Genomic DNA, 22,459 nt, shown 5'->3' on the forward strand with positions numbered 1-22,459 from the left:
TGGATTTTGGATTTTCTGCTCAGGCGTACCGGCGCAGGCGCATCGCAAACTCCTGCAGCGCCTTGATGCCGCTTTGCTCGGCGCGGTGGCACCAGTCCTGGAGCTGCGCAAGCAGTTGTTCGCGCGACGCGTTGGACCGTTCCCAGATCGCCGCCAGTTCGTTGCGCAGTTCGATGAACGTGCGCAGCTTCTGGCTGTTCGCGAAGATCTGCGGCAACTGGCGGCGCTGCGGCTCGTCAAGACCCGCTTCGTCCTTGTGGAACCATTTGCGTGCACTGCGCATGAGCTGATACTTCTCGCGCGCCCCCATTTCCTTGAGGTGCGCGAGTTCCTGGCGATACGCACGCTTGACGGTCTTCGCGTAGCGCGCCATCACTTCGTACCGGTTGGAAAGCACGGCCTGCAGCGTGTCCTGGTCGAGCACCATCTTGCCCTTCGCGAGACGCGGTGTAGGCGCCACCTTCTTGACCTTCGCGAGACCGACGGCCGACATCAGCCGGATATACATCCAGCCGATATCGAACTCGAACCACTTGCTCGACAGCTTCGCGGAAGTCGCGAACGTGTGGTGGTTGTTGTGCAGTTCTTCGCCGCCGATGAGGATGCCAAGCGGAAAGATGTTGGTGCTCGCGTCCGCCGAATTGAAGTTGCGGTAGCCCCAGAAGTGCGCGAGCCCGTTGACGACGCCGGCTGCCCAGAAGGGGATCCACACCATCTGCACGGCCCACACGCTGAGTCCGACTACACCGAAGAGCGCGACGTCGATCACCATCATCAGGCTCACGCCGAGAATCGGGTAGCGCGTGTACACGTTGCGCTCGATCCAATCGTTCGGCGTGCCATGGCTGAAGCGGCGCATCGTCTCTTCGTTCTTCGCCTCGGCGCGATAGAGTTCGGCGCCTTCGAGCAGCACCTTCCAGATGCCGCGCGTCTGCGGGCTATGCGGGTCTTCTTCGGTTTCGCACTTTGCATGGTGCTTGCGATGGATCGCCGCCCATTGGCCAGTGAGCATGCCCGTGGTCATCCACAACCAGAGGCGAAAGAAATGCGCTGCGGCGGGATGCAGATCGAGCGCGCGATGCGCCTGGCAGCGATGGAGGTAAACCGTCACGCCGACGATCGTGACGTGCGTCACCGCGAGCGTGAAAAGCAGGATTTGCCACCACGAAAAGCGCAGCAGTCCGTGGGCCAGAAAATCGAGCAAGGAATTCAACAAGGCACTCTACCTGTGAAACGGAAAACGGAGGAAACGGCCCGGCCGGAGACAGCGCAGCTGTCAAGGAAGTGAAAGCATCAACCGGGTAGCCGCATTCTACTCGAAGCGCTCCAAGTGTTTGTAACAAAGGAGGTTTTTTTGTACGCAGACAACGCCAGCAACCTTACTACGGGGACAGAACACAAGCTGCGACGCCACTGCATCGCCTTCTTCGCCGTCAGCGCCACTCTCCTCGCGAGCTGGACGCGAGTACGCGGCTGCAAAGCGGTTGCAAAGCCCGTGCCGCACCGAGCCGACTCGCCAGCGGGCGCGTTCAGGGTGCCGCAGCAGCGGACCTATCGACGACCGTACGGTCCGTAACGGCCGCGACTTGCGACACTATGTCGCTGCCCCCGCTGCCGACGATGCGCACCTCGCGCTGCGCGTAGGGGATCGAAATGCCGTTCTGCTCGAAGAGCCGCCAGATGTTGAGGTTCACGGCAGAGCGCACGGCAGCCGTGCCGTCGGCGGCATTGTCGATCCAGAAACCCACTTCCAGGTTGATGCCGTCCGCGCCGAAGCCCACGAGATAGGCGGCGGGCGCCGGATCGTCGAGCACGCGCGGCACGTCGCGCGTCGCCTCCACAAGCAGCGCCATCGCCAGCTCGATGTTCGCCGTGTACGCGACCTGCACGGGCAGCGCGGCCCGGCCGCGCGTGAGGAACGACGACTGGTTCTGCACGACGTCGGTAATCAGCTTTTCGTTCGGCACGAGCGTTTCGGTGCCGTCGAGGCCGAGCACAACGGTGTAGCGCGTGCGGATCTGCGTGACACGCCCCTGCAAGCCGCCCACCGTGATCGCGTCGCCAATGCGCAACGACCGGTCAATCAGGATGATGAAACCCGACACATAGTTGCTCGCGATCTTCTGCAAGCCGAAGCCGAGCCCCACACCGAGCGCGCCGCCGAATACGCCCAGCACCGTGACGTCGATGCCCACGAGCGACAGGCTCATGAGCACCGCCGCCAGCATGAGGAGCGCACGTCCCACGCGCGCGAGCACGACCTTGAGGTTCGCGTCGAGCGTCGTGGACCGCATCAGCCGGTCTTCGAGCGCCGCGCCGGCCCAGACGGCCACGATCATCGTCACTGCGACCCACAGCAAGCCGCTGCAGAGCGAGAGCAGCGTCAGGTGCACGTTGCCGACGCGAAAGCGCACGGCGCTCATCCACGTCATCACGTCGTCCTGCACGCCGATCACGGTAAGCACCATGCCCACCCACACGACGAGCGACACAACCTTCTCGACGATGCCGAGCCACACGTGCGTCTCGCCGTCGCGACCGAACACGCGCCGCGCCACGAAGAACGCAATGTAGATGAGCCCGATGCCGAACAGCGGCACGAGTGCGAGGTCGAGCAACGAGGTATGGATGAACTGGCTCGCGACCGCCGAGGTAACCCACACCACCGCCGCACCCACGAGCGGAAAGAACGCCCGGTTGAGGCTTTCGGCGCCGAACCGCAGCGACTCGTAGCGCGTCTGGCGCCGCAGGTCGAGCGCGTGCCGCACTACCCGCGCAACGAACCAGGCAACGACGAGCGCCGCGAGCAGCAGCCCGGCCTGCCAAAGGATGACCGGCTGCCCGTAGTCGCGCACCACGTCGCCGAGCATGTGGGAAAACAAACGGTTCTGCATGGTCTGTCTGCTCGCTGCGCCGCCCCGGGATTACCGCGGAGCGGCAATCGCCGCTTACTGTTTTACGGCCGCTGCGTCTGTCGCCACGCCTGCTACCGCCCCTGCTGCCGCCCCGCGGCGCTCCAGCACCGCCGCGAAAAACCCGTCGGTGCCGTGCCGGTGAGGCCAAAGCGAGAGGTAGTCGCCTGTGTCGAGATCGATGCGCTGCTCCGCCAGTACGTCCTTCGCGCTCACCAGCGCAAAGTCGGGATGGTCGGCGAGGAACTGCGTGACGATGGCCTCGTTCTCCGCTTCGAGCAGGCTGCACGTTGCGTAGACGAGCCGGCCGCCCTTCTTCACGAGCCGCGCGGCGCTCGCGAGAATGGACGCCTGCTTGGGCGTGAGTTCCGCCACCGACTCCGGCGTCTGCCGCCACTTCAGATCGGGATTGCGGCGCAGCGTGCCGAGCCCGCTGCACGGCGCGTCCACCAGCACGCGGTCGATCTTGCCCGCGAGGCGCTTGATCTTCGCGTCGTGTTCGCTGTCGATCAGCACCGGATTCACATTCGACAAGCCACTGCGCGCCAGCCGCGGCTTGAGCTTGGCGAGCCGGCGCTCCGACACGTCGAAGGCGTAAAGACGGCCCGAGGAGCGCATCGCCGCGCCGAGCGCAAGCGTCTTGCCACCCGCGCCCGCGCAAAAGTCGACGATCATCTCGCCGCGGCGCGGCGCGACGAGCGAGCACAGCAGCTGGCTGCCTTCGTCCTGCACTTCGATCCAGCCCTTCTGGAAGGCGTCGAGTTTCGTGAGCGCCGGCTTGCCGGTCACGCGCACGCCGGACGGTGCGAACGGCGTCTCGCCGGCCTCGATGCCGGCCGAGGCAAGTGCGGCGATCACCTGGTCGCGCGTCGCCTTCATCACGTTGGCGCGCAGGTCGAGCGGCGCCGGGTAGTTGAGCGCCGCGGCGAGCTGACCGAGTTCGGCGGCATCGAAGCGGCTTTCCAGCGACTTCACGATCCAGTCGGGCAGGTTCATCTGCACACGCAGCGGCAAGCTGGCCGGATCGACCTTCGCCACACGTTCGAGCCATTGCGCCTCGTCGTCCGAGACGAACGGGCGCACCGCCGAACGCCCCACGGTCTGCATCAGGCCCAGCAGCGCGAGCCGCCGCGCCGGGTTGCCCGTGCCGCTTTCGGCCAGGTTCGCGAACTCCATGCGACGTCGCAGAACCGCGAACACCGCTTCGGCGATGATGCCGCGCTCGGCATGCCCGAGCTTCGGATGCGCACGGAAAAAACGGCTCGTGACTGCATCGGCGGGACCGGCGAATTTGAGCACTTCGGCCAGCAGCGTTTCGATCTGTCCGATCAGGAAACCATGGAGCCTCATGTGCCCTCCCCGGTGGTGGATTGTGTATCGGCCGAAGCAGCGGCTGCTTCGTCGGCAAAGAACCATTGCGGCTCGGGCGGCGTGACGGTGACGCGCAGGCCGTCGAGCGCGAGGCGCCCTTCGACGAACCAGCGCACGGCGCGCGGATAAATGACGTGCTCGGCGGCAAGCACGCGTGCAGCAAGGGCGGCGGGGTCGTCGCCCGTGCGGACCGGCACGACGGCCTGGGCAACGATCGGCCCGTGATCGAGTTGCGAGGTGACGAAATGCACCGAGGCACCGTGCACGCGCACGCCGGCGTCGAGCGCCTGCTGGTGGGTCTTGAGCCCCGGAAAGCTGGGCAACAGCGAAGGATGGACGTTGAGCATGCGGCCCGCGTAGCGATCGACGAAGCCCGCCGTGAGCACGCGCATGAAGCCGGCCAGCACGACGAGGTCGGGCGCGAAGCCGTCGATTTCGCGCGCAAGCGCGGCGTCGAACGATTCGCGGTCCGGGAACTGGCGGTGGTCCACCACCGCGGTGGCGATGCCGTGCGCCGCCGCGAATGCGAGGCCGGCGGCCTCCGGGCGGTTGGCAATCACGGCGACGACACGCGCCGGCCACGCTTCACGCGAGGAGGCCCGCACGATGGCCTCCATATTGCTGCCCCGCCCTGAAATCAGGATCACGAGATTTTTCATCCGGGGATTTTATCATCCGGGCCAGCCAAAAACCGTGCCACGGCGGCGGGGGCGCGCCTGAGCGTTTATAATCTCCTGTTTCGTCGTGCGGCCCTGAGGCCGTCGTGCTCATCCCCCGTCCGTTCGCACGCTAACTGCCTGCCCGCTATCGTGAGAGTCTTCCGCGGTCTTCCCAATGCCGAGAGCCGCGCGCCCTGCGCACTCACCATCGGCAATTTCGACGGTGTCCACCGCGGACATCAGGAACTGCTCGCGCGTGCGCGCGCCGCAGCCGACGCGCGCGGCCTGCCGGTCTGCGTCATGACCTTCGAGCCGCATCCCCGCGAATTCTTCAATCCCGCCAGCGCTCCGCCGCGCATCGCCATGCTGCGTGACAAGCTGGAGGCGCTGCGCACGAACGGCGTGGACCGCGTTGTCGTCGAGCACTTCAACCACACCTTCGCGAGCCAGTCGCCGGACGCCTTCGTGGAACGCATCATCGTGAGCGGCCTGCACGCGCGCTGGGTGATGATCGGCGACGACTTCCGCTACGGCGCAAAGCGCGCGGGCGACTTCGTGTCGCTCAAGGCGGCCGGTAACCGCTACGGCTTCGAAGTGGAGCAGATGCCCACCATCGCGGATCCGTCGGGTGCCCGCATTTCGAGTTCCGGCGTGCGCGCCGCGCTCGTGGCGGGCGACCTCGATGCGGCCCGCGCGGCGCTCGGCCGGCCGTATGTCATCAGCGGGCACGTGGTGCACGGCCTCAAGCTGGGGCGCGACCTCGGCTTCCCGACGCTGAACCTGCCCATCGCCCACAAGCGGCCCGCGCTGGCGGGCATCTTCGTCGTGCGCGTGCACGGCGTCGAAGACGAGCCGCTGCCGGGCGTGGCGAGCCTCGGCCTGCGGCCCACCGTGGACGACTCGGGGCGCGTGCTGCTCGAAGTGCATCTGCTCGACTGGCATGGCGACGCGTATGGCAAGCTCGTGCGCGTCGAATTCCTGAAGAAGCTGCGAGACGAGGAAAAGTACGTCGACCTCGAAACGCTGACCGCAGCCATTGCGCGCGACGTCGTCCATGCGCGCGAATGGTTCGCCGCGGCGGGCGCCGACGCCCCCGGTAGCCGCGCCACCGGCTTCGCCACGTCGGCTACCGACCGAATTAGATGATTGCGGCGCCTACGCCGGGCTCGCACACGTAACCCGGCTCACGCCGACCTGTGCCGCCCACCGCGTTGGGCCCCATGCTCGCAGCGAGCCAGCCGCTGGCGTATGACGGACCTCTGTCCGGCCGCCCGCGCCTCCTTAAGCACCGAACACCACGCGTCACCGCGTCACCCGAATTCACCGTGATCTGACCATGAGCGACAAGAAATCCAGTTCCAAAGCCGAGGCGAAATACCCGGTCAACCTGCTCGACACGCCGTTTCCCATGCGTGGCGACCTGCCCAGGCGCGAGCCGCAGTGGGTCAAGGAATGGCAGGAGCGGAAGATCTACGAAAAGATCCGCGCCGCCAGCAAAGGCCGCAAGAAGTTCATCCTGCACGACGGCCCGCCCTACGCGAACGGCGACATTCACCTCGGCCACGCGGTGAACAAGATCCTCAAGGACATGATCGTCAAGGCGCGCAACCTGGCGGGCTATGACGCGGTCTATGTGCCGGGCTGGGACTGCCACGGCATGCCCATCGAAATCCAGATCGAAAAGCAGTTCGGCAAGTCGCTGCCCGCCACCGAAGTAATGCAGAAGGCGCGCGAATACGCGGCCGGCCAGATCGAAACGCAGAAGAAGGGCTTCCGGCGTCTCGGCGTGCTGGGCGACTGGGACAACCCCTACAAGACCATGAACTTCGTGAACGAGGCGAACGAGATCCGCGCCCTCGCGAAGATCATGGAAAAGGGCTACGTGTTCCGGGGCTTGAAGCCCGTGAACTGGTGCTTCGACTGCGGCTCGGCACTGGCGGAAGCGGAAGTCGAGTACAAGGACAAGACCGACCCGACCATCGACGTCGTCTTCCCCTTCGCCGAGCCGGAAAAGACGGCGCACGCGTTCGGGCTCACGGCGCTGCCGCGCGCCGAAGGCGGCATTGTCATCTGGACCACGACGCCGTGGACCATTCCCGCCAACCAAGCGCTGAACCTGCATCCCGAGATCGTCTACGCGCTCGTCGATACGTCGCGCGGGCTGCTGATTTTTGCCGAGGAACGCGTCGAGGCGTGTCTCAAGGACTTCGGGCTGGAAGGCCGCACCCTGGCGACCGCGCCGGGCGCGAAGCTCGCGGGACTGCGTTTCCATCATCCGCTCGCGTCGGCGCATCCGGGCTACCGGCGTACGTCGCCGGTCTATCTCGGCGACTACGTCACGACCGACACCGGCACCGGCATCGTCCACTCGTCGCCCGCCTACGGCGTGGAAGACTTCGTGTCGTGCAAGGCGCACGGCATGGCCGACTCCGACATCATCAACCCCGTGATGGGCGATGGCCGCTACATCGAGTCGCTGCCACTCTTCGGCGGTCTGTCCATCTGGAGCGCGAATCCGAAGGTGGTCGAAGCGCTGCAGGCCGCAGGCACGCTTTTGCGCAGCGAAAAGTACACGCACAGCTACATGCACTGCTGGCGCCACAAGACGCCCATCATCTATCGCGCCACCTCGCAGTGGTTCGCCGGCATGGACGTCACGCCGAAGGGCGGCGGCAAGACGCTGCGCGAAACGGCGCTGGAAGGCATCGAGGCCACCGCGTTCTATCCCTCCTGGGGCAAGCAGCGCCTCTACGCGATGATCGCGAATCGACCGGACTGGACGCTCTCGCGCCAGCGCCAGTGGGGCGTGCCGATGGCGTTCTTCGTGCACAAGGAAACCGGCGAGCTGCATCCGCGCACGCTGGAGCTGCTCGAAGAAGTGGCAAAGCGCGTCGAAGTGGCGGGCATCGAGGCGTGGCAGTCGCTCGATCCGCGCGAGCTGATTGGCGACGACGCGAACCTCTACGAAAAGAACCGCGACACGCTCGACGTGTGGTTCGACTCCGGCACGACGCACTGGCACGTGCTGCGCGGCTCGCACGCAAGTGAGCTGCAGTTCCCCGCCGACCTCTACCTGGAAGGCTCCGACCAGCACCGCGGCTGGTTCCACTCGTCGCTGCTCACGGCGTCGATGCTCGACGGCCGGCCGCCCTATGACGCCCTGCTCACCCACGGCTTCACCGTAGACGGCGAAGGCCGCAAGATGAGCAAGTCGCTCGGCAACGGCGTGGACCCGCATGAAGTGGCCAACCGCCTGGGCGCCGAAATCATCCGCCTGTGGATCGCGTCGACGGACTACTCGGGCGAACTGGCGATCTCCGAAGAAATCCTGAAGCGCGTGACGGAAAGCTATCGGCGCATTCGCAACACGCTGCGCTTCCTGCTCGCGAACCTCTCGGACTTCGACTTCGGCAAGCACGCGCGGCCGGTCTCGGAATGGCTCGAGATCGACCGATACGCCGTCGCACTCACGGCCGGTTTGCAGGGCGACGTGCTCGCGCACTACGACCGCTACGAGTTCCACCCGGTGGTGGCGAAGCTGCTCACGTTCTGCTCCGAAGACATGGGCGGCTTCTACCTCGACGTGCTGAAGGACCGCCTCTACACGAGCGCGCCGGATTCAACCGCGCGCCGCGTCGCGCAGACCGCGCTCTATCACGTCACGCACAGCCTGCTGCGCGTGATGGCGCCGTTCCTCTCGTTCACGGCCGAAGAAGCGTGGAAGGTGTTCCAGCCGAACAGCGAAACCATCTTCACCGAAACGTTCCACGCGTTCCCGGACGTGCCCGACGCCGCCGTGCTGATCGAAAAATGGACGCTGCTGCGCGCGGTGCGCGGCGACGTCACCAAGGCGCTCGAAGAAGCGCGCGTGGCGAACCTGATCGGCTCGTCGCTGCAGGCCGAAGTCGAGATTCGCGCGAGCGGCGAGCGCTACGACGCGCTCGTGAGCCTCGGCGACGACCTCAAGTTCGTGCTCATCACCTCGGCGGCAACGGTCGCGAAGGTGGAAAGCGAAGCGGACGAAGGCGTCGAGGTGATCACCTCGAAGTACCTGAAGTGCGAGCGCTGCTGGCACTACCGCGCCGACGTGGGCGTGGACGCGGCGCACCCGACGCTGTGCGGCCGGTGCGTGACAAACCTGTTCGGCGGCGGGGAAACGAGGAGCGCGGCATAATGGCCAGAACCCTTTCGAAGCGAGCCGGCGGTTCGCTGGCGCCGTGGCTGGGCGTGGCGCTGATCGTGATTCTCTGCGACCAGCTCACGAAGATCGCCATCGCGAAGGTGTTCGCCTACGGCGAAGGACGCGTGATAACGCCGTTCTTCAACCTCGTGCTGGTGTACAACCGCGGCGCGGCGTTCAGCTTCCTCGCGGCGGCCGGCGGCTGGCAGCGCTGGGCGTTCACCGCGCTCGGCATCGTGGCGGCGCTCGTGATCTGTTATCTGCTCAAGCGCCACGCGGCACAGCGGCTCTTCTGCACCGCGCTTTCGCTGATTCTGGGCGGGGCGCTCGGCAACGTGATCGATCGGCTCGCGTATGGCCACGTGATCGACTTCCTCGATTTCCACGTGCGCGCATGGCACTGGCCGGCGTTCAACCTCGCCGACAGCGCGATCACGATTGGCGCCGCGCTGCTCGTGTTCGACGAATTGCGGCGCGTACGCGGCTCGCGCTAGGCGCACGCCGCTGAGCGTCTGAGAAACGTGGGGCGTTCGCGCCCCAGTGCAACGGCCGCCGGCGCACTCGCCGGCGTGGCGTGAGTGTCGGAGACCTGCCTTGGCAACCGCTGAACTCGCTGGAAAACATCTCGTGCTCGGCATGACAGGCGGCATCGCCTGCTACAAGATCGCCGAGCTCACGCGCCTTCTGGTCAAAGCGGGCGCCACCGTGCAGGTCGTGATGACCGAGGCGGCCACGCAATTCATCACGCCCGTCACCATGCAGGCGCTCTCGGGCCGTCCGGTCTACACGAGCCAGTGGGACGCACGCGTGCCGAACAACATGGCGCACATCGACCTGTCGCGTGAAGCGGACGCCATCGTGATCGCCCCTGCCTCCACCGACTTTCTCGCGAAGCTCGCACACGGCGTGGCCGACGACCTGCTCACTACGCTCTGTGTGGCGCGCGAGTGTCCGCTGCTGGTCGTGCCCGCGATGAACCGGCAGATGTGGGCCAATCCGGCGACGCAACGCAACGTGGCGCAACTGCGTGCGGATGGCGTCGAAACGCTCGGGCCGGATTCGGGCCCGCAGGCGTGCGGCGAAGTGGGCGACGGTCGCATGCTCGAACCTGAAGCCGTCTATGAGGCCATCGCCTCGTTCTTCGCGCCGCAGGTGCTGGCCGGACGTCGCGTGTTGCTCACCGCGGGCCCCACGTTCGAGCCTATCGATCCCGTGCGCGGCATCACCAACCGTTCGAGCGGCAAGATGGGCTTCGCGCTCGCGCGCGCCGCGCAACAGGCCGGCGCGGACGTGCATCTCGTCGCGGGTCCGGTCGCCCTCGATACGCCTTGGGGCGTCTTCCGCGAAGACGTGCAGACCGCACAGCAAATGCACGACGCCGTGATGCGCGCGGTGCCCGACTACGACATCTTCATCGCCGTGGCCGCGGTGGCGGACTGGCGCGTCGATCACGCGAGCGATCACAAGATCAAGAAGACGGCCGACCACCGCCTGCCGTCGTTCACGTTCGTCGAGAATCCCGACATTCTCGCGGCCGTGGCGAGGCTGCCGCATCCGCCATTCTGCGTCGGCTTCGCGGCGGAAAGCGGCGACCTCGACGTGCATGGCGAAGAAAAGCGCGCGCGCAAGAACGTGCCGCTTCTGATCGGCAACCTCGGGCCGCTCACGTTCGGCCGCGACGACAACGAAGTCGTGTTGTTCGAAGCCAGCGGGCATACGAAGCTGCCGCGCGCGGACAAGCAGGCACTCGCGAGCACGCTGATCGCCGAGATTGCGAAACGGCTACCCGACACGAGCCTCATTTCGTAGCGCGCGAGTTGAAGGTCGCGAGCCCGGGCCAAGAGTGGGGCCGCGAGTCAGGACCAAGAGTCAAGGCCGGGAGTCGTCGCCGCAAGCAGGGCCGCGAACGTGCAGCGTTGCCCAACCGCTCACGCTCACCCGCACGCTTGCCGGCCACCCGTCTGTTAGCTCATTCGCGAATTCATCCGCCCAGTCAGCCAGGAGCGCAACGCCATGACGCTACTTTCCGTGCTCGATCAAACGCCCGTGATCGCCGGGCATTCGACGGCGGACGCTATCGCGGCCACCCTGGAACTCGCCCAGCTCGCCGATGACCTCGGCTATACGCGCTACTGGTGCGCGGAGCATCACGGGCTGCTCGGCGTCGCGAATCCTTGTCCCGAGGTGATGCTCGCGCGGATTGGCAGCGTGACGAAGCGCATCCGCATTGGCTCGGGAGGCATCATGCTGCCTTACTACAGCCCGTTCAAAGTCGCCGAACAGTTCCTCATGCTTGAAGCACTGTTCCCGAATCGCGTCGATCTCGGCGTGGGGCGCGCACCGGGCGGCGACATGCGTACCGCGCAGGCTGTGGCGGCGGGCGACTACAACCGCGGCGAACTCTTCGCGCAACAGGTGACGGACCTCGTGAGGCTCATGGAGGGCACGCTGCCCGCCGACCACCTGGCTCACGGCGTCGTGCTCCAACCGCAGATCGACACGCGTCCGCAGCTCTGGATGCTGGGTTCCAGCGAGTTCGGCGGCGCGCTCGCGGCGCAGCTCGGCATCCGCTTCGCGTTCGCGCACTTCATCAACGCGCACTTCGGTCATCTGGTCGCCAACGCCTACCGCGAGCGTTTTACGGCAGGCCACGAACCGCAGCCCTGGCTGGCCGCCGCCGTGTTCGTGATCTGCGCGGACACGGAACAGCAAGCCGCCGACCTCGAAAAAGCCGTCGATCTGCGCCGCGTGCAAATGGCTTATGGTCTGAACGCGCCCATTCCGAGCACCGAGCAAGGTCTCGCACAGGAGTACGGCGAGCGCGAGCAGCTTGTGATCGACCGCGAGAAGCCGCGCAGCATCATCGGCACGCCGGAAAAGGTCACGGAAAGACTGTATGCGCTGCAGGAACAGTTTCAGGCCAACGAACTGATCGTGCTGACGGTCGCCGGTAGCTACGCCGCGCGGCTGCGTTCGTATGACCTGCTGGCGCAGGCGTTCCAGTTGCCGCGCTGACTCACGTGTTGCACCCGACGAAGCCTTTGATATCCACCACGAACCAGAAGCGTCAATGAAACTCGACCTGAAGATTCTCGATGCGCGCATGCGCGACCAGCTTCCCCAGTACGCGACGCCCGGCAGCGCGGGGCTCGACCTGCGCGCCTGCCTCGACAAGCCACTGTCGCTCGAACCCGGTCAGACCGCGCTCGTGCCGACGGGCCTCGCCATTCATCTGGCGGATCCAGGCTACGCAGCGCTCATCCTGCCGCGGTCGGGCCTCGGCCACAAACACGGCATCGTGCTGGGCAACCTGGTGGGGCTGATCGATTCGGACTACCAGGGCGAACTGATGATCTCGACGTGGAACCGCGGCCACACCACGTTCACGCTCAATCCGATGGAACGGCTCGCGCAGCTCGTGATCGTGCCGGTCGTGCAGGCGCAGTTCAACATCGTCGATGAATTCGAGACGAGCGAGCGCGGCGCGGGCGGATTCGGCAGCACCGGCAAGCATTGAGGAAGTGCACGGTGGGCCGACCTTGCGCCCGTGGCTACTGCTGCGGCGCGCCCCGCCGATACCACAGTGCGTAAGCCGCAATCAGCACGACCAGGAACGCGAAGCCGTACACGAGCGTCATCCTGAATTCGCGCGTGAACGCCGTAGCGATGAGCACTGCAGCCATCAACACGGCACCGGCCACGCTGCCGACCGGATGCAGGCGCATCCGAAACGCGGGTGCGGGCCCCGCGTAGCGGCGCCGGAAAAAGAGGTGCGTGACGAAAATCATCAGCCACGTGAACATCGCGCCGAACATGGCGATCGACATCATCAGCGGAAACGCGGTCTGCGGGTACAGCGCATTCACCACGGCGGCAACCGCAATGCCGATGGTCGAGAGCCAGAGTGCTGCGGTGGGCACGCCGTGTGCCCGTTGAGCCGCCCGAAGCGGCCCGGCGCGTAGCCTGCGCGCGAAAGGCTGAACATCATCCGCGTCGTGATGTAGAGCTGGCTGTTCATCGCCGAAAGCGCCGCCACGAGTATCACGAAGTTGATGGCGCCGGCGGCGTAAGGCACGCCTGTCGCGGCCATCACCTTCACGAAGGGGCTTTCGTCCGCGCCGGCCTGAGTCCAGGGAACGATGGCCAGCATCAGCGCGAGTGTCACCAGATAAAACAGTGCGAGGCGCACGAGCGTGGCGCGAAAGGCCCGTGTGACGGCACGCTGCGGGTCGCGCGCCTCGGCGGCGGCCACAGCAATGGTCTCGACGCCGAGGTAGCTGAAGAGCGACACGACGGTGCCTACCCAAACGCCCCACCATCCTTTCGGTAGCCAGCCGCCGTGCGACGTGTAATTGGCCAGGCCCACGCCCGACCCTGTGGGCGCCCGCCAGACGAACCAGCTACCCAGCACGATGAACGCCGCAATCGCAGCAATCTTCAAGCTGGAAAACGCATATTCGATGGCGCCATACGCGCGCACGCTCATGGCGTTCACGCCAATCAGCAGCGCCGAGAAAGCGACGATCCACCACGCGCCGGGCACCGCCGGAAACCAGTACTTCATGTAGACCGCGATGGCCGAAACTTCGGTGCCCACGGCGAGCACGTAGGCGGACCAGTACGCATAGCGCACCACAAAACCGGCGAGCGGACCGATGTAATGCCCGGCGTAGGCGCCGAACGAGCCCGAGGTGGGATGCGCGACCGTCATCTCGGCAAGCGCGCCCATCAGCAGCAGCGCGATCAATGCGCCAATTGCATACGACACGAGCACGGCCGGTCCTGCAAATCCAATGGCAAATGCACTACCGAGGAAGAGACCGGTTCCGATGGCGCCGCCAATGGCGATCATCGTCATCTGGCCCGCGCCCAACCCCCGTTGCAGGCCTCTTTCGCGCTCGACAATCGAGTCGAACGTATCGCGTTCACGTGTAGACAACTCTAAAACCCTTGCAATGTGTACCTGGCGGGCCGCATAGCCGATCTCCCCCGGCGAGGAGATTCGCGCAGGCAGGCGCACAAACAGAAACGGCGCGGGCCCAAGAGCCCGCGCCGTTTCGCGATAGACAGTTCCGGAAACGAACCGCTTATTCTACTTCGACAGCCTCCGGATTCGGATTGCGCGGTGCCGGATGTTCGTCGAACGTCAAGGTCACCTTGTCGTTCTCGTCCACGTCGACCGTCACACGGCCGCCGTTCAGCAGCTTGCCGAACAGCAGTTCGTCGGCCAAGGCGCGGCGAATCGTGTCCTGGATCAGCCGCTGCATGGGACGCGCGCCCATCAGCGGATCGAAGCCGTGCTTCGCCAGGTGCTTGCGCAGTGCGTCGCTGAAGAGCGCATCGACCTTCTTCTCGTGCAGTTGGTCTTCGAGCTGCATGAGGAACTTGTCGACCACGCGCAGGATGATCTCTTCGTCGAGCGAGCGGAAGCTGATGATCGCGTCGAGCCGGTTGCGAAACTCGGGCGTGAACATGCGCTTGATGTCCTGCATCTCGTCGCCCGTTTCGCGACGATTCGTGAAGCCGATGGACGATTTCTGCATCGCTTCGGCGCCCGCGTTCGTCGTCATGATGATGATGACGTTGCGGAAGTCAGCCTTGCGACCGTTGTTGTCGGTCAACGTGCCGTGGTCCATGACCTGGAGCAGCACGTTGAAGATGTCCGGATGCGCCTTCTCGATTTCGTCGAGCAGCAGCACGCAATGCGGCTTCTTGGTGACGGCCTCGGTCAGCAGACCGCCCTGATCGAAACCGACGTATCCCGGCGGTGCACCGATCAGACGGCTCACCGCATGGCGCTCCATGTACTCCGACATGTCGAAGCGGATCAGCTCGATGCCGAGCGTGAACGCGAGTTGACGCGCGACTTCGGTCTTGCCGACACCGGTCGGGCCCGAGAACAGGAACGCGCCGATCGGCTTGTCGGTCTTGCCGAGGCCCGCGCGCGCCATCTTGATGGCGGCGGAAAGCGCGTCGATGGCCGGGTCCTGCCCGAACACCACGGCCTTCAAGTCACGGTCGAGCGTCTGCAATTTGCTGCGGTCGTCCTGCGACACGCTCTGCGCCGGCACGCGCGCGATCTTGGAGATGATTTCCTCAATCTCGGTCTTGCCAATCGTCTTCTTCTGCTTCGACTTCGGCAGGATGCGTTGCGCTGCGCCTGCTTCATCGATCACGTCAATAGCCTTGTCGGGCAGATGACGGTCGGTGATGAAGCGCGCCGACAGTTCAGCCGCCGCCGAGAGCGCACCCGACGAATACTTCACGCCGTGATGCTCTTCGAAGCGCGACTTGAGGCCTCGCAGAATCGCCACTGTCTGCTCGACGGTGGGCTCCGTTACGTCAATCTTCTGGAAGCGCCGCGAGAGCGCCGCATCCTTTTCGAAGATGCCGCGATATTCGGTGAAGGTCGTCGCGCCGATGCACTTGAGCGTGCCCGACGAGAGCGCCGGCTTGAGCAGATTCGACGCGTCCAGCGTGCCACCCGATGCGGCACCCGCGCCGATCAGCGTGTGAATTTCATCGATGAACAGAATGGCATGCGGACGCTCTTTCAATTCCTTGAGCACCGTCTTGAGACGTTGCTCGAAGTCGCCGCGGTACTTGGTGCCGGCAAGCAGCGCGCCCATGTCGAGCGAATACACCTGCGCGTCCGCGAGAATGTCGGGCACTTCGCCGCGCGTGATGCGCCATGCGAGCCCTTCGGCAATCGCGGTCTTGCCCACGCCGGCTTCGCCGACGAGCAGCGGGTTGTTCTTGCGCCGGCGGCACAGCACCTGCACCACGCGCTCGACTTCCGCCTCGCGCCCGATCAGCGGGTCGATGCGACCGTCTTTGGCCATCTGGTTCAGATTCTGCGTGAATTGCGCGAGCGGCGTTTCCTTCTGCGCGGCCGCCTCTTCGGACTCCGCATTGGCGTCGCTTGTCTTCGCCGCGTCGCCGCTGTTCGTCTTCGCGATACCGTGCGAAATGAAATTCACGACGTCGAGGCGCGTTACGCCCTGCTGCTGCAGGTAGTAGACGGCGTGCGAATCTTTCTCGCCGAAGATCGCGACGAGCACGTTCGCGCCCGTCACTTCCTTCTTGCCGTTGGACGTGGACTGTACGTGCATGATCGCGCGCTGGATCACACGCTGGAAACCCAGCGTGGGCTGCGTATCGACGTCGTCCGTGCCTGGCACGGTAGGCGTGTTGTCGTGAATGAAGTTGCGCAGGTTCTGGCGCAGGTCTTCGATATTGGCTGCACACGCGCGCAGCACTTCTGCGGCCGTGGGATTATCCAGCAGGGCCAGCAGCAGGTGTTCGACCGTGATGAACTCATGCCGTGCCTGGCGTGCTTCCATGAACGCCATGTGCAGGCTGACTTCCAGTTCCTGGGCAATCATGCTTCCTCCATCACACACTGCAGCGGATGCCCGGCCTGCCGTGCGTGGGTAACTACTTGCTCAACTTTGGTCGACGCAATGTCCCGCGTATAGACCCCACATACCCCCCGACCCTCACGATGGACCTTGAGCATGATCTGCGTCGCGGTCTCGCGATCCTTATTGAAATACTCCTGCACGATCATCACGACAAATTCCATTGGCGTGTAGTCGTCATTCAGCAGCACCACCTTATACATGGAAGGCGGTTTCAGCTTTTGTTCCTGCCGCTCCAGTACGGTGCCGTCCTGCTTGTCCGGGATAATCGCCATACACCCATTCTAAACAACTCGGGCAGGCCCGCAATCCTGCCGAAACCCGACCGGCCGGCCGGCGACCGATGCACGTGCACCCGGCGTGCCAGGTCTCGCGCACCCTGTGACCAGACCGGCTGCGGCACCGGTCGTTCCGGGATACTCCCGCCCCTGGCCACGGCACATAACCGCGCCGGGAGAGGTTCGAATCGAGTATCGCACAACCCGCGCCAGGGCGTGGGCCACAAAAAATGCCGCTGCGGCAACCACTGAGGCGGCCCGCGCGACATAGTTGCGCGCCCATGAACATACCCATGCGTTATGGGAGGATTATGCGGTTTTTCAAGTCAGGCACCTTGCGCCACCGCACATAAGAAAAGCCGTGGAAACCCTGGAAACCGATTCTTTTACAACGCTGTGGGACACCCCACAAAATGTGCTTGACACTTGAATAAAGAGCCTCAACAATCAAGCTGGCACTTTTTTCACTGCCTCATATTTTCGAAAAAATGCCGTTGGTGAGCTTGTGAGGAGGGGACGGCCGCATATGTGGCCGTCGAGCTTTTCGAGCGTGCTCGTGGTAGTGACATGAGTTACAGGGGAAGTTGGTATGGCAACTGGTACGGTCAAGTGGTTTAACGACGCGAAAGGTTTCGGATTCATTACGCCCGACGAAGGCGGCGAGGATCTGTTTGCTCATTTCTCGGCTATCCAGATGAACGGTTTCAAGACCCTCAAGGAAGGCCAGAAGGTAAGCTTCGAGGTCGTGCAAGGCCCGAAGGGCAAACAGGCATCGAACATCCAGGCAGCTGCCTGAGACGGTTCGATCCCGCTCCTCGAAACCCGGCTTTGGCCGGGTTTCTTTTTTTGTGCGCCTGATCGGTGCACAGTGCGAGTCAAACGCGTCGCGAAGTCCAGGTCGGTAGGGAACACTTCCCGTATCGACGGATGCAAACCGGCAGGGTTCCCTTCGAAAACGTTTTCATCCCGTCCGCCTTCGTCGTCGTGGCGAGCGCGGAGATGGAACACCCCGCATGCGCGAAACGCAGGCAGGGTGTAAGCGATGATGTCTCTACAGCGCGGCCGGGCGAAACGAAGTCGCGGTGTCCGAAGACCGCACGGGCGCCAGAGTATGCCTCCAGGTCCATAGACAAAGGCGGCGCGCAACGAGGCGCTCAGATGTCACGACACAACTCCTCGCACCGTGCTTGAGCCGGACCAGGATGCTCGGCTGCGTCCGAACGCCAAACTTCAGGGACCAATCGTCAAGGTCCGATCCGGATTGCACATCCGAGCGCTCGCCCGTCAAAACTACGGAACAGCTTGATCTCCCCGGTGCTGCTCGCGTCTGACTGACCAGGCGCCCGCGACGGCCGGCACATCGGGCCATGGTGAGCATCGCTGCTCGCTCGGTATTCGCTCGAGAAGACCCGCGTGGACCGCAGATGCTCCGGCGCCCTCCCGAGCCCCGCTATTCAATGGTTCGCGAGCTGATCGTGCACAGCTGGCACCGTGCGATCACATTCATCCGATAGCCCCACCTTCCAGCGGATGGTGTTTTCCCCTAGCCGAAATCGGTTGCAGCCGAAAATCGGCTGCCCTAGGATTCGATCAAATAAACATTCAATGTGAAATTTTATTTGAAAGACTGCAATCAAGAAATCCAGAGTTAGCGCCGCCGATGGAACGTTGCGACCTCACGCGTAGCGGTTTCGTACACGCGTTCCAATTGTTCGAGGCAGGCTGTGGCAGCAGCGGCCGCGAACTGGATGCCCGAGGTCGACTGAGCCATCTTGAGCAGCACGCTGCGACGCAACGCTGCGTAGTCTTCGCATACGCGCGCGCCTTCCGGTGTCGTGGAGTAGTACACGCCGGTGCGTGCCGTGCCGTTCTTTTCGATCAGGCCGGACTTGATCAGCTTACGTAGTTCGTACTGCATATTAGCGACGTCTTGCCGGTTGGTCATATGCAACAGGTCGCGAATGGTCTTGGGCCGTTCGTGCATGTGAATGACGTGCATCAGTGCGTTTTCCTGTCCGCTCAACGCGACGCCGAGGACGGCGCCCATGCATTCGGATTGCCAGCGTGAAAACGACTGATTGAGCCGCATGACGGCGTATTCGAGATCGGTGATCTCGACGCTGAAGTCGTCCATCGCGAGATGCCAGCGATGTTCGACAGTAGCAGCGTTTTTCGGGGTTCTGCGTGATCTTTCGGTCATTGCGGAATCGCGCGGTTGCGGCCTGTGCCGTCGACTGGGTTGGGACGGTGGGACCGCCGCGAGGCACCCGCCGAGTGGATAAATTTTACTGCGACAGGATGGATATGAGACGAATTCTGAACACCAGGGATTTCATTCTCGGCACATTCGCAACGAACTGCTCCGGCGGGATGTCGGTGACGAAGATCGGCGAGCGCTGGGACAACTCCTGGGAGAACAACGAGAAACTCGCAGTGATGCTGGACGAAGCCGGCATCGATTTTATGCTGCCCATCGCGCGCTGGATCGGCTACGGCGGCGAGACCGACTTCCACGGCTCGGTGCTGGAAACGATGACGTGGGCTGCCGGCCTGCTCGCGAAGACGCGCAACCTCACGGTCTTCGCGACCATTCACACGGCGGCCAACCATCCCGTGGTCGTGGCCAAACAGATCGCGACGCTTGACCAGATTGGCGCAGGCCGCGCCGGGCTCAACATCGTGGCGGGCTGGAACCGCCCCGAATACGAAGCGCTCGGTCTGCCGCTCGCGACGGGTCACGACAAGCGCTACGCGTACGCCCAGGAGTGGTTCGACATCGTGCAGAAGATCTGGACCCACGAAGGCCCGTTCAACTGGGAAGGCGAGAACTTCCAGTTGAAGAACGTCTACGGCCTGCCGCGCTCGTGGAACGGCGAGCGTCCGCCTATCCTGAACGCAGCGGGTTCCGGCGAGGGGCGCGACTTCGCCATCGGCAACGCGAATTTCCTGTTCACGCCGGCAATCGACCTCGAGCGGTCCCGCGCGGAAGTCGCCGACCTCAAGCAGAAGGCCGCCGCAGCGAACAAGGCGGTGAACGTACTGACGTTCTCGCACGTGGTCTGCCGCCCGACAGAAGAGGAGGCGCGCCAGTATCTCCAGTACTTCGCACAGGACAACGCAGACTGGGGCGCGGTCGACAACCTCGTCGCGCTCCAGTTCGCGAATGCGCACTCGTTCCCGCACGACCTGCTCGCGCTGATCCGCGACCGCATGGCGGCCGGACATGGCGGCTTCCCGCTCGTCGGGACCCCGCAGCAGGTCGCCGCGGGTCTGATTTCGCTTGCAGAAGCCGGCTTCAAAGGCACGACGCTGTCGTTCGTGGATTACGTCAAGGAGTTCCCGTACTTCCGCGACACGGTACTGCCCATCCTGGAGGCACACGGGCTGCGCAGCCCGCGTGAAACGCGCCGTGCCGCCTGACGCCTTGAACGACACACCGGCACTGAGCAAACGCTTCGTGCAAGCCATGCGTGGTTTTGCGGGGGCGGTTTGCGTCGTGACGGTCGCGGACGGCAACGAGCGCAGCGGCTTCACGGCGACTTCGGTGTCTTCGTTTTCAGCGGAGCCGCCCATGGTGGTGGCTTCGCTGAAAGCCACCAGTTCCTCTGCGGGACTGCTGTCGCGCACGCGACGCTTCGGCGTGAACCTGCTGCACACCGAGCACCGCGCGATTGCCGAGCGCTTCACGGGCTTTCGCGGCGAGCAGGGCGCCGCGCGCTACGGCAACGACGAGTGGGTGCAGATGACGCCGGACGGCGCGCCGCTCCTCGCGGACAGCGTCGTCGCCATGGACTGCGAGGCGGAGGAGTTACTCGTGCGCCACGGGCACATTCTCGTCATCGGCCGCGTACGTGCGCTCGCGCGCGACGAGTCGGCGCCAGGCCCGCTGGTCTACTGGCAAGGGCAATACACGACGCTTGCCGGAACATTGGCAGCGGCAAGCTGATACGTCGGCTTGCATGGTGGGGAACTGTCACCGCGCTACCGCTACGGCCTGGGCAACAAAAAACCCAGCTAGACCAGGGATCTAGCTGGGTTTTTCCAACCTTCCGGGACGTTACCAAACGTCCCGGCACCAACACTTACATGTTTTCGATCAACACCTGACCGAAGCCCGAGCAGGAAACCTGCGTCGCGCCTTCCATCAGACGCGCGAAGTCGTACGTCACGCGCTTCTGCAGAATCGACTTTTCCATCGCCGAGATGATGACGTCGGCCGCTTCGGTCCAGCCGAGGTGGCGCAGCATCATTTCAGCCGAGAGAATTTCCGAGCCCGGGTTCACGTAGTCCTTGCCCGCGTACTTCGGCGCCGTGCCGTGCGTGGCTTCGAACATGGCGACGGAGTCCGACAGGTTCGCGCCCGGCGCGATACCGATGCCGCCCACCTGTGCCGCCAGCGCGTCCGAGACGTAGTCGCCGTTCAGGTTCAGCGTGGCGATCACGTCGTATTCGGCCGGACGCAGCAGGATCTGCTGCAGGAACGCGTCGGCGATCACGTCCTTCACGACGATCTCGTTGCCCGTCTTCGGGTTCTTGAACTTCATCCACGGGCCGCCGTCGATGAGTTCCGCGCCGAATTCCTTCTGCGCCAGCGCGTAGCCGTAGTCACGGAATGCGCCTTCCGTGAACTTCATGATGTTGCCCTTGTGCACGAGCGTGACCGAGCGGCGGTCGTTGTCGATCGCATACTGGATCGCCTTGCGCACCAGACGCTCCGTGCCTTCGCGCGAAACCGGCTTGATGCCGATGCCCGACGTTTCCGGGAAGCGGATCTTCTTCACGCCCATTTCTTCGCGCAGGAACTTGATGATCTTCTTCGCCTGCTCGGACTCGGCGGCCCATTCGATGCCGGCATAAATGTCTTCCGAGTTCTCGCGGAAGATGACCATGTTGGTCTTCTCCGGCTCGCGCACCGGCGACGGCACGCCCTTGAAGTACTGCACGGGGCGCAGGCAGACGTACAGGTCGAGTTCCTGGCGCAGCGCGACGTTGAGCGAGCGGATGCCACCGCCCACCGGCGTGGTCAGCGGGCCCTTGATCGACACCACGTATTCCTTGAGCACCTCGAACGTCTCTTCCGGCAGCCAGACGTCCGGGCCGTAGACCTTGGTCGCCTTCTCGCCGGCATAGATTTCCATCCAGTGGATCTTCTTCTTGCCCGCGTACGCCTTTTCGACCGCCGCGTCGACCACCTTGATCATCACCGGGGTGATGTCGACACCCGTACCGTCGCCTTCGATGTACGGAATGATCGGCTGGTCGGAAACATTGAGCGAGTAATCCGCGTTGACAGTGATCTTGTCACCGCCGGTCGGAACCTTGATGTGCTGATACGGCATGATCGACTCCAGTGATGGCTGTGCTGGTGGAAGCGGTTGGGCCTGCGGAACCGGGGCGCGGCCTGCCGGCAACGGGCCGGTGGCGCGGGACTGCTGGCGGCCGGCAGCCTGAGCGCAACGGCTGCCTCTCGCGTGGAGAGCGCCGGCCTGCCTCACGCGGCCAGGCCGCTATTCTAGCCCACGCTGGAGCGAGAACGCGGCGCAGGCACGCATGCCTGCCATGCCACAACGCGACGGGGCCGCAACCCACGAACACGATGCGCCATGCCGCACGTATTGCCCGGTTCAGTCTTGAGTCT

At 64.4% G+C, this 22,459-nt stretch carries 17 protein-coding genes and 1 pseudogene; 9 read left to right on the forward strand and 9 right to left on the reverse strand.

Features of this window, described 5'->3' with window-relative positions; translation table 11 throughout:
* Positions 1–19 precede the first annotated feature (19 nt).
* The 4 genes from P2869_RS13815 to purN form a co-directional block, all read right to left on the reverse strand.
* Entirely contained in the window at positions 20–1,216 is a 1,197-nt protein-coding gene (locus P2869_RS13815; RefSeq protein ID WP_026121848.1) for an acyl-CoA desaturase, read from the reverse strand.
* A gap of 313 nt (positions 1,217–1,529) precedes the next feature.
* Complete coding sequence (locus tag P2869_RS13820) at positions 1,530–2,894, reverse strand: mechanosensitive ion channel domain-containing protein (RefSeq protein ID WP_277596775.1); 1,365 nt, start codon at positions 2,892–2,894, stop codon at positions 1,530–1,532.
* A gap of 54 nt (positions 2,895–2,948) precedes the next feature.
* Positions 2,949–4,262, reverse strand: coding sequence for an RsmB/NOP family class I SAM-dependent RNA methyltransferase (locus P2869_RS13825; RefSeq protein WP_277596776.1), 1,314 nt, complete (start codon positions 4,260–4,262; stop codon positions 2,949–2,951).
* The gene (purN, locus tag P2869_RS13830; protein ID WP_277596777.1) at positions 4,259–4,942 is read right to left on the reverse strand and encodes a phosphoribosylglycinamide formyltransferase; all 684 of its coding nucleotides are present in this window, start codon (positions 4,940–4,942) and stop codon (positions 4,259–4,261) included. The genes P2869_RS13825 and purN overlap by 4 nt, the downstream gene beginning before the upstream one ends.
* A 150-nt stretch (positions 4,943–5,092) precedes the next feature.
* On the opposite strand from purN, the gene P2869_RS13835 reads away from it, so the two are divergent.
* The 6 genes from P2869_RS13835 to dut all read left to right on the forward strand — a co-directional run bounded on the left by P2869_RS13835 (position 5,093) and on the right by dut (position 12,639).
* Positions 5,093–6,088, forward strand: a complete 996-nt coding sequence (locus tag P2869_RS13835) for a bifunctional riboflavin kinase/FAD synthetase (RefSeq protein WP_017776801.1) — start codon at positions 5,093–5,095, stop codon at positions 6,086–6,088.
* Between the two features lie 190 nt (positions 6,089–6,278).
* Complete coding sequence (gene ileS, locus P2869_RS13840; RefSeq protein ID WP_277596778.1) at positions 6,279–9,116, forward strand: isoleucine--tRNA ligase; 2,838 nt, start codon at positions 6,279–6,281, stop codon at positions 9,114–9,116.
* On the forward strand, positions 9,116–9,616 hold the full coding sequence (gene lspA / locus P2869_RS13845) for a signal peptidase II (protein WP_017776803.1): 501 nt from the start codon (positions 9,116–9,118) through the stop codon (positions 9,614–9,616). The genes ileS and lspA overlap by 1 nt, the downstream gene beginning before the upstream one ends.
* A gap of 100 nt (positions 9,617–9,716) precedes the next feature.
* Positions 9,717–10,931, forward strand: a complete 1,215-nt coding sequence (coaBC, locus tag P2869_RS13850) for a bifunctional phosphopantothenoylcysteine decarboxylase/phosphopantothenate--cysteine ligase CoaBC (protein WP_277596779.1) — start codon at positions 9,717–9,719, stop codon at positions 10,929–10,931.
* Positions 10,932–11,135: 204 nt separating this feature from the next.
* Positions 11,136–12,137: an LLM class flavin-dependent oxidoreductase gene (locus tag P2869_RS13855; protein WP_277596780.1), complete on the forward strand. Its 1,002-nt coding sequence runs from the start codon at positions 11,136–11,138 to the stop codon at positions 12,135–12,137.
* Between the two features lie 55 nt (positions 12,138–12,192).
* Positions 12,193–12,639 (forward strand): dUTP diphosphatase, encoded by a 447-nt coding sequence (dut, locus tag P2869_RS13860; protein WP_017776806.1) that lies wholly within the window; start codon positions 12,193–12,195, stop codon positions 12,637–12,639.
* Positions 12,640–12,673: 34 nt separating this feature from the next.
* On the opposite strand, the pseudogene P2869_RS13865 reads toward dut, so the two are convergent.
* From P2869_RS13865 to clpS, 3 genes and pseudogenes are all read right to left on the reverse strand, one after another.
* A pseudogene (locus P2869_RS13865) lies at positions 12,674–14,061 on the reverse strand (amino acid permease).
* Positions 14,062–14,209: 148 nt separating this feature from the next.
* The gene (gene clpA, locus P2869_RS13870) at positions 14,210–16,507 is read right to left on the reverse strand and encodes an ATP-dependent Clp protease ATP-binding subunit ClpA (protein WP_042300162.1); all 2,298 of its coding nucleotides are present in this window, start codon (positions 16,505–16,507) and stop codon (positions 14,210–14,212) included.
* On the reverse strand, positions 16,504–16,818 hold the full coding sequence (gene clpS, locus P2869_RS13875; RefSeq protein ID WP_017776808.1) for an ATP-dependent Clp protease adapter ClpS: 315 nt from the start codon (positions 16,816–16,818) through the stop codon (positions 16,504–16,506). Before clpS ends, clpA begins: the two co-directional genes overlap by 4 nt.
* A gap of 592 nt (positions 16,819–17,410) precedes the next feature.
* On the opposite strand from clpS, the gene cspD reads away from it, so the two are divergent.
* Positions 17,411–17,617 carry a cold shock domain-containing protein CspD gene (gene cspD / locus P2869_RS13880; protein WP_017776809.1) on the forward strand — a complete coding sequence of 69 codons (207 nt, stop codon included), beginning with the start codon at positions 17,411–17,413 and terminating at the stop codon, positions 17,615–17,617.
* 852 nt (positions 17,618–18,469) lie between these two features.
* On the opposite strand, the gene P2869_RS13885 is transcribed toward cspD, so the two are convergent.
* A complete protein-coding gene (locus P2869_RS13885; protein ID WP_277596781.1) occupies positions 18,470–18,955 on the reverse strand; it encodes a winged helix DNA-binding protein in 486 nt (161 codons plus the stop codon).
* Positions 18,956–19,125: 170 nt separating this feature from the next.
* Here P2869_RS13885 and P2869_RS13890 point away from each other — a divergent pair, with 170 nt between their 5' ends.
* Together P2869_RS13890 and P2869_RS13895 are read left to right on the forward strand one after the other, a co-directional pair.
* Positions 19,126–20,241, forward strand: coding sequence for an LLM class flavin-dependent oxidoreductase (locus tag P2869_RS13890; protein WP_277596782.1), 1,116 nt, complete (start codon positions 19,126–19,128; stop codon positions 20,239–20,241).
* Positions 20,219–20,767 (forward strand): flavin reductase family protein, encoded by a 549-nt coding sequence (locus P2869_RS13895; protein ID WP_277596783.1) that lies wholly within the window; start codon positions 20,219–20,221, stop codon positions 20,765–20,767. Before P2869_RS13890 ends, P2869_RS13895 begins: the two co-directional genes overlap by 23 nt.
* Positions 20,768–20,903: 136 nt before the next feature.
* Here P2869_RS13895 and icd read toward each other — a convergent pair whose 3' ends face one another.
* Positions 20,904–22,160, reverse strand: coding sequence for an NADP-dependent isocitrate dehydrogenase (icd, locus tag P2869_RS13900; RefSeq protein WP_017776878.1), 1,257 nt, complete (start codon positions 22,158–22,160; stop codon positions 20,904–20,906).
* Positions 22,161–22,459: the final 299 nt, after the last annotated feature.

The sequence above is a fragment of the Paraburkholderia sp. SUR17 genome (genome assembly GCF_029536165.1).
GTDB classification, from domain to species: domain Bacteria; phylum Pseudomonadota; class Gammaproteobacteria; order Burkholderiales; family Burkholderiaceae; genus Paraburkholderia; species Paraburkholderia kururiensis.

Excerpts from the sequence above, each read along its gene's own strand:
- ileS (WP_277596778.1), top strand. The coding sequence starts at position 6,279 with ATGAGCGACAAGAAATCCAGTTCCAAAGCCGAGGCGAAATACCCGGTC.
- clpS (WP_017776808.1), bottom strand. The coding sequence starts at position 16,818 with ATGGCGATTATCCCGGACAAGCAGGACGGCACCGTACTGGAGCGGCAG.
- purN (WP_277596777.1), bottom strand. The coding sequence starts at position 4,942 with ATGAAAAATCTCGTGATCCTGATTTCAGGGCGGGGCAGCAATATGGAG.
- cspD (WP_017776809.1), top strand. The coding sequence starts at position 17,411 with ATGGCAACTGGTACGGTCAAGTGGTTTAACGACGCGAAAGGTTTCGGA.
- P2869_RS13825 (WP_277596776.1), bottom strand. The coding sequence starts at position 4,262 with ATGAGGCTCCATGGTTTCCTGATCGGACAGATCGAAACGCTGCTGGCC.
- P2869_RS13855 (WP_277596780.1), top strand. The coding sequence starts at position 11,136 with ATGACGCTACTTTCCGTGCTCGATCAAACGCCCGTGATCGCCGGGCAT.
- dut (WP_017776806.1), top strand. The coding sequence starts at position 12,193 with ATGAAACTCGACCTGAAGATTCTCGATGCGCGCATGCGCGACCAGCTT.
- icd (WP_017776878.1), bottom strand. The coding sequence starts at position 22,160 with ATGCCGTATCAGCACATCAAGGTTCCGACCGGCGGTGACAAGATCACT.
- P2869_RS13885 (WP_277596781.1), bottom strand. The coding sequence starts at position 18,955 with ATGGACGACTTCAGCGTCGAGATCACCGATCTCGAATACGCCGTCATG.
- P2869_RS13820 (WP_277596775.1), bottom strand. The coding sequence starts at position 2,894 with ATGCAGAACCGTTTGTTTTCCCACATGCTCGGCGACGTGGTGCGCGAC.
- lspA (WP_017776803.1), top strand. The coding sequence starts at position 9,116 with ATGGCCAGAACCCTTTCGAAGCGAGCCGGCGGTTCGCTGGCGCCGTGG.
- P2869_RS13890 (WP_277596782.1), top strand. The coding sequence starts at position 19,126 with ATGAGACGAATTCTGAACACCAGGGATTTCATTCTCGGCACATTCGCA.
- clpA (WP_042300162.1), bottom strand. The coding sequence starts at position 16,507 with ATGATTGCCCAGGAACTGGAAGTCAGCCTGCACATGGCGTTCATGGAA.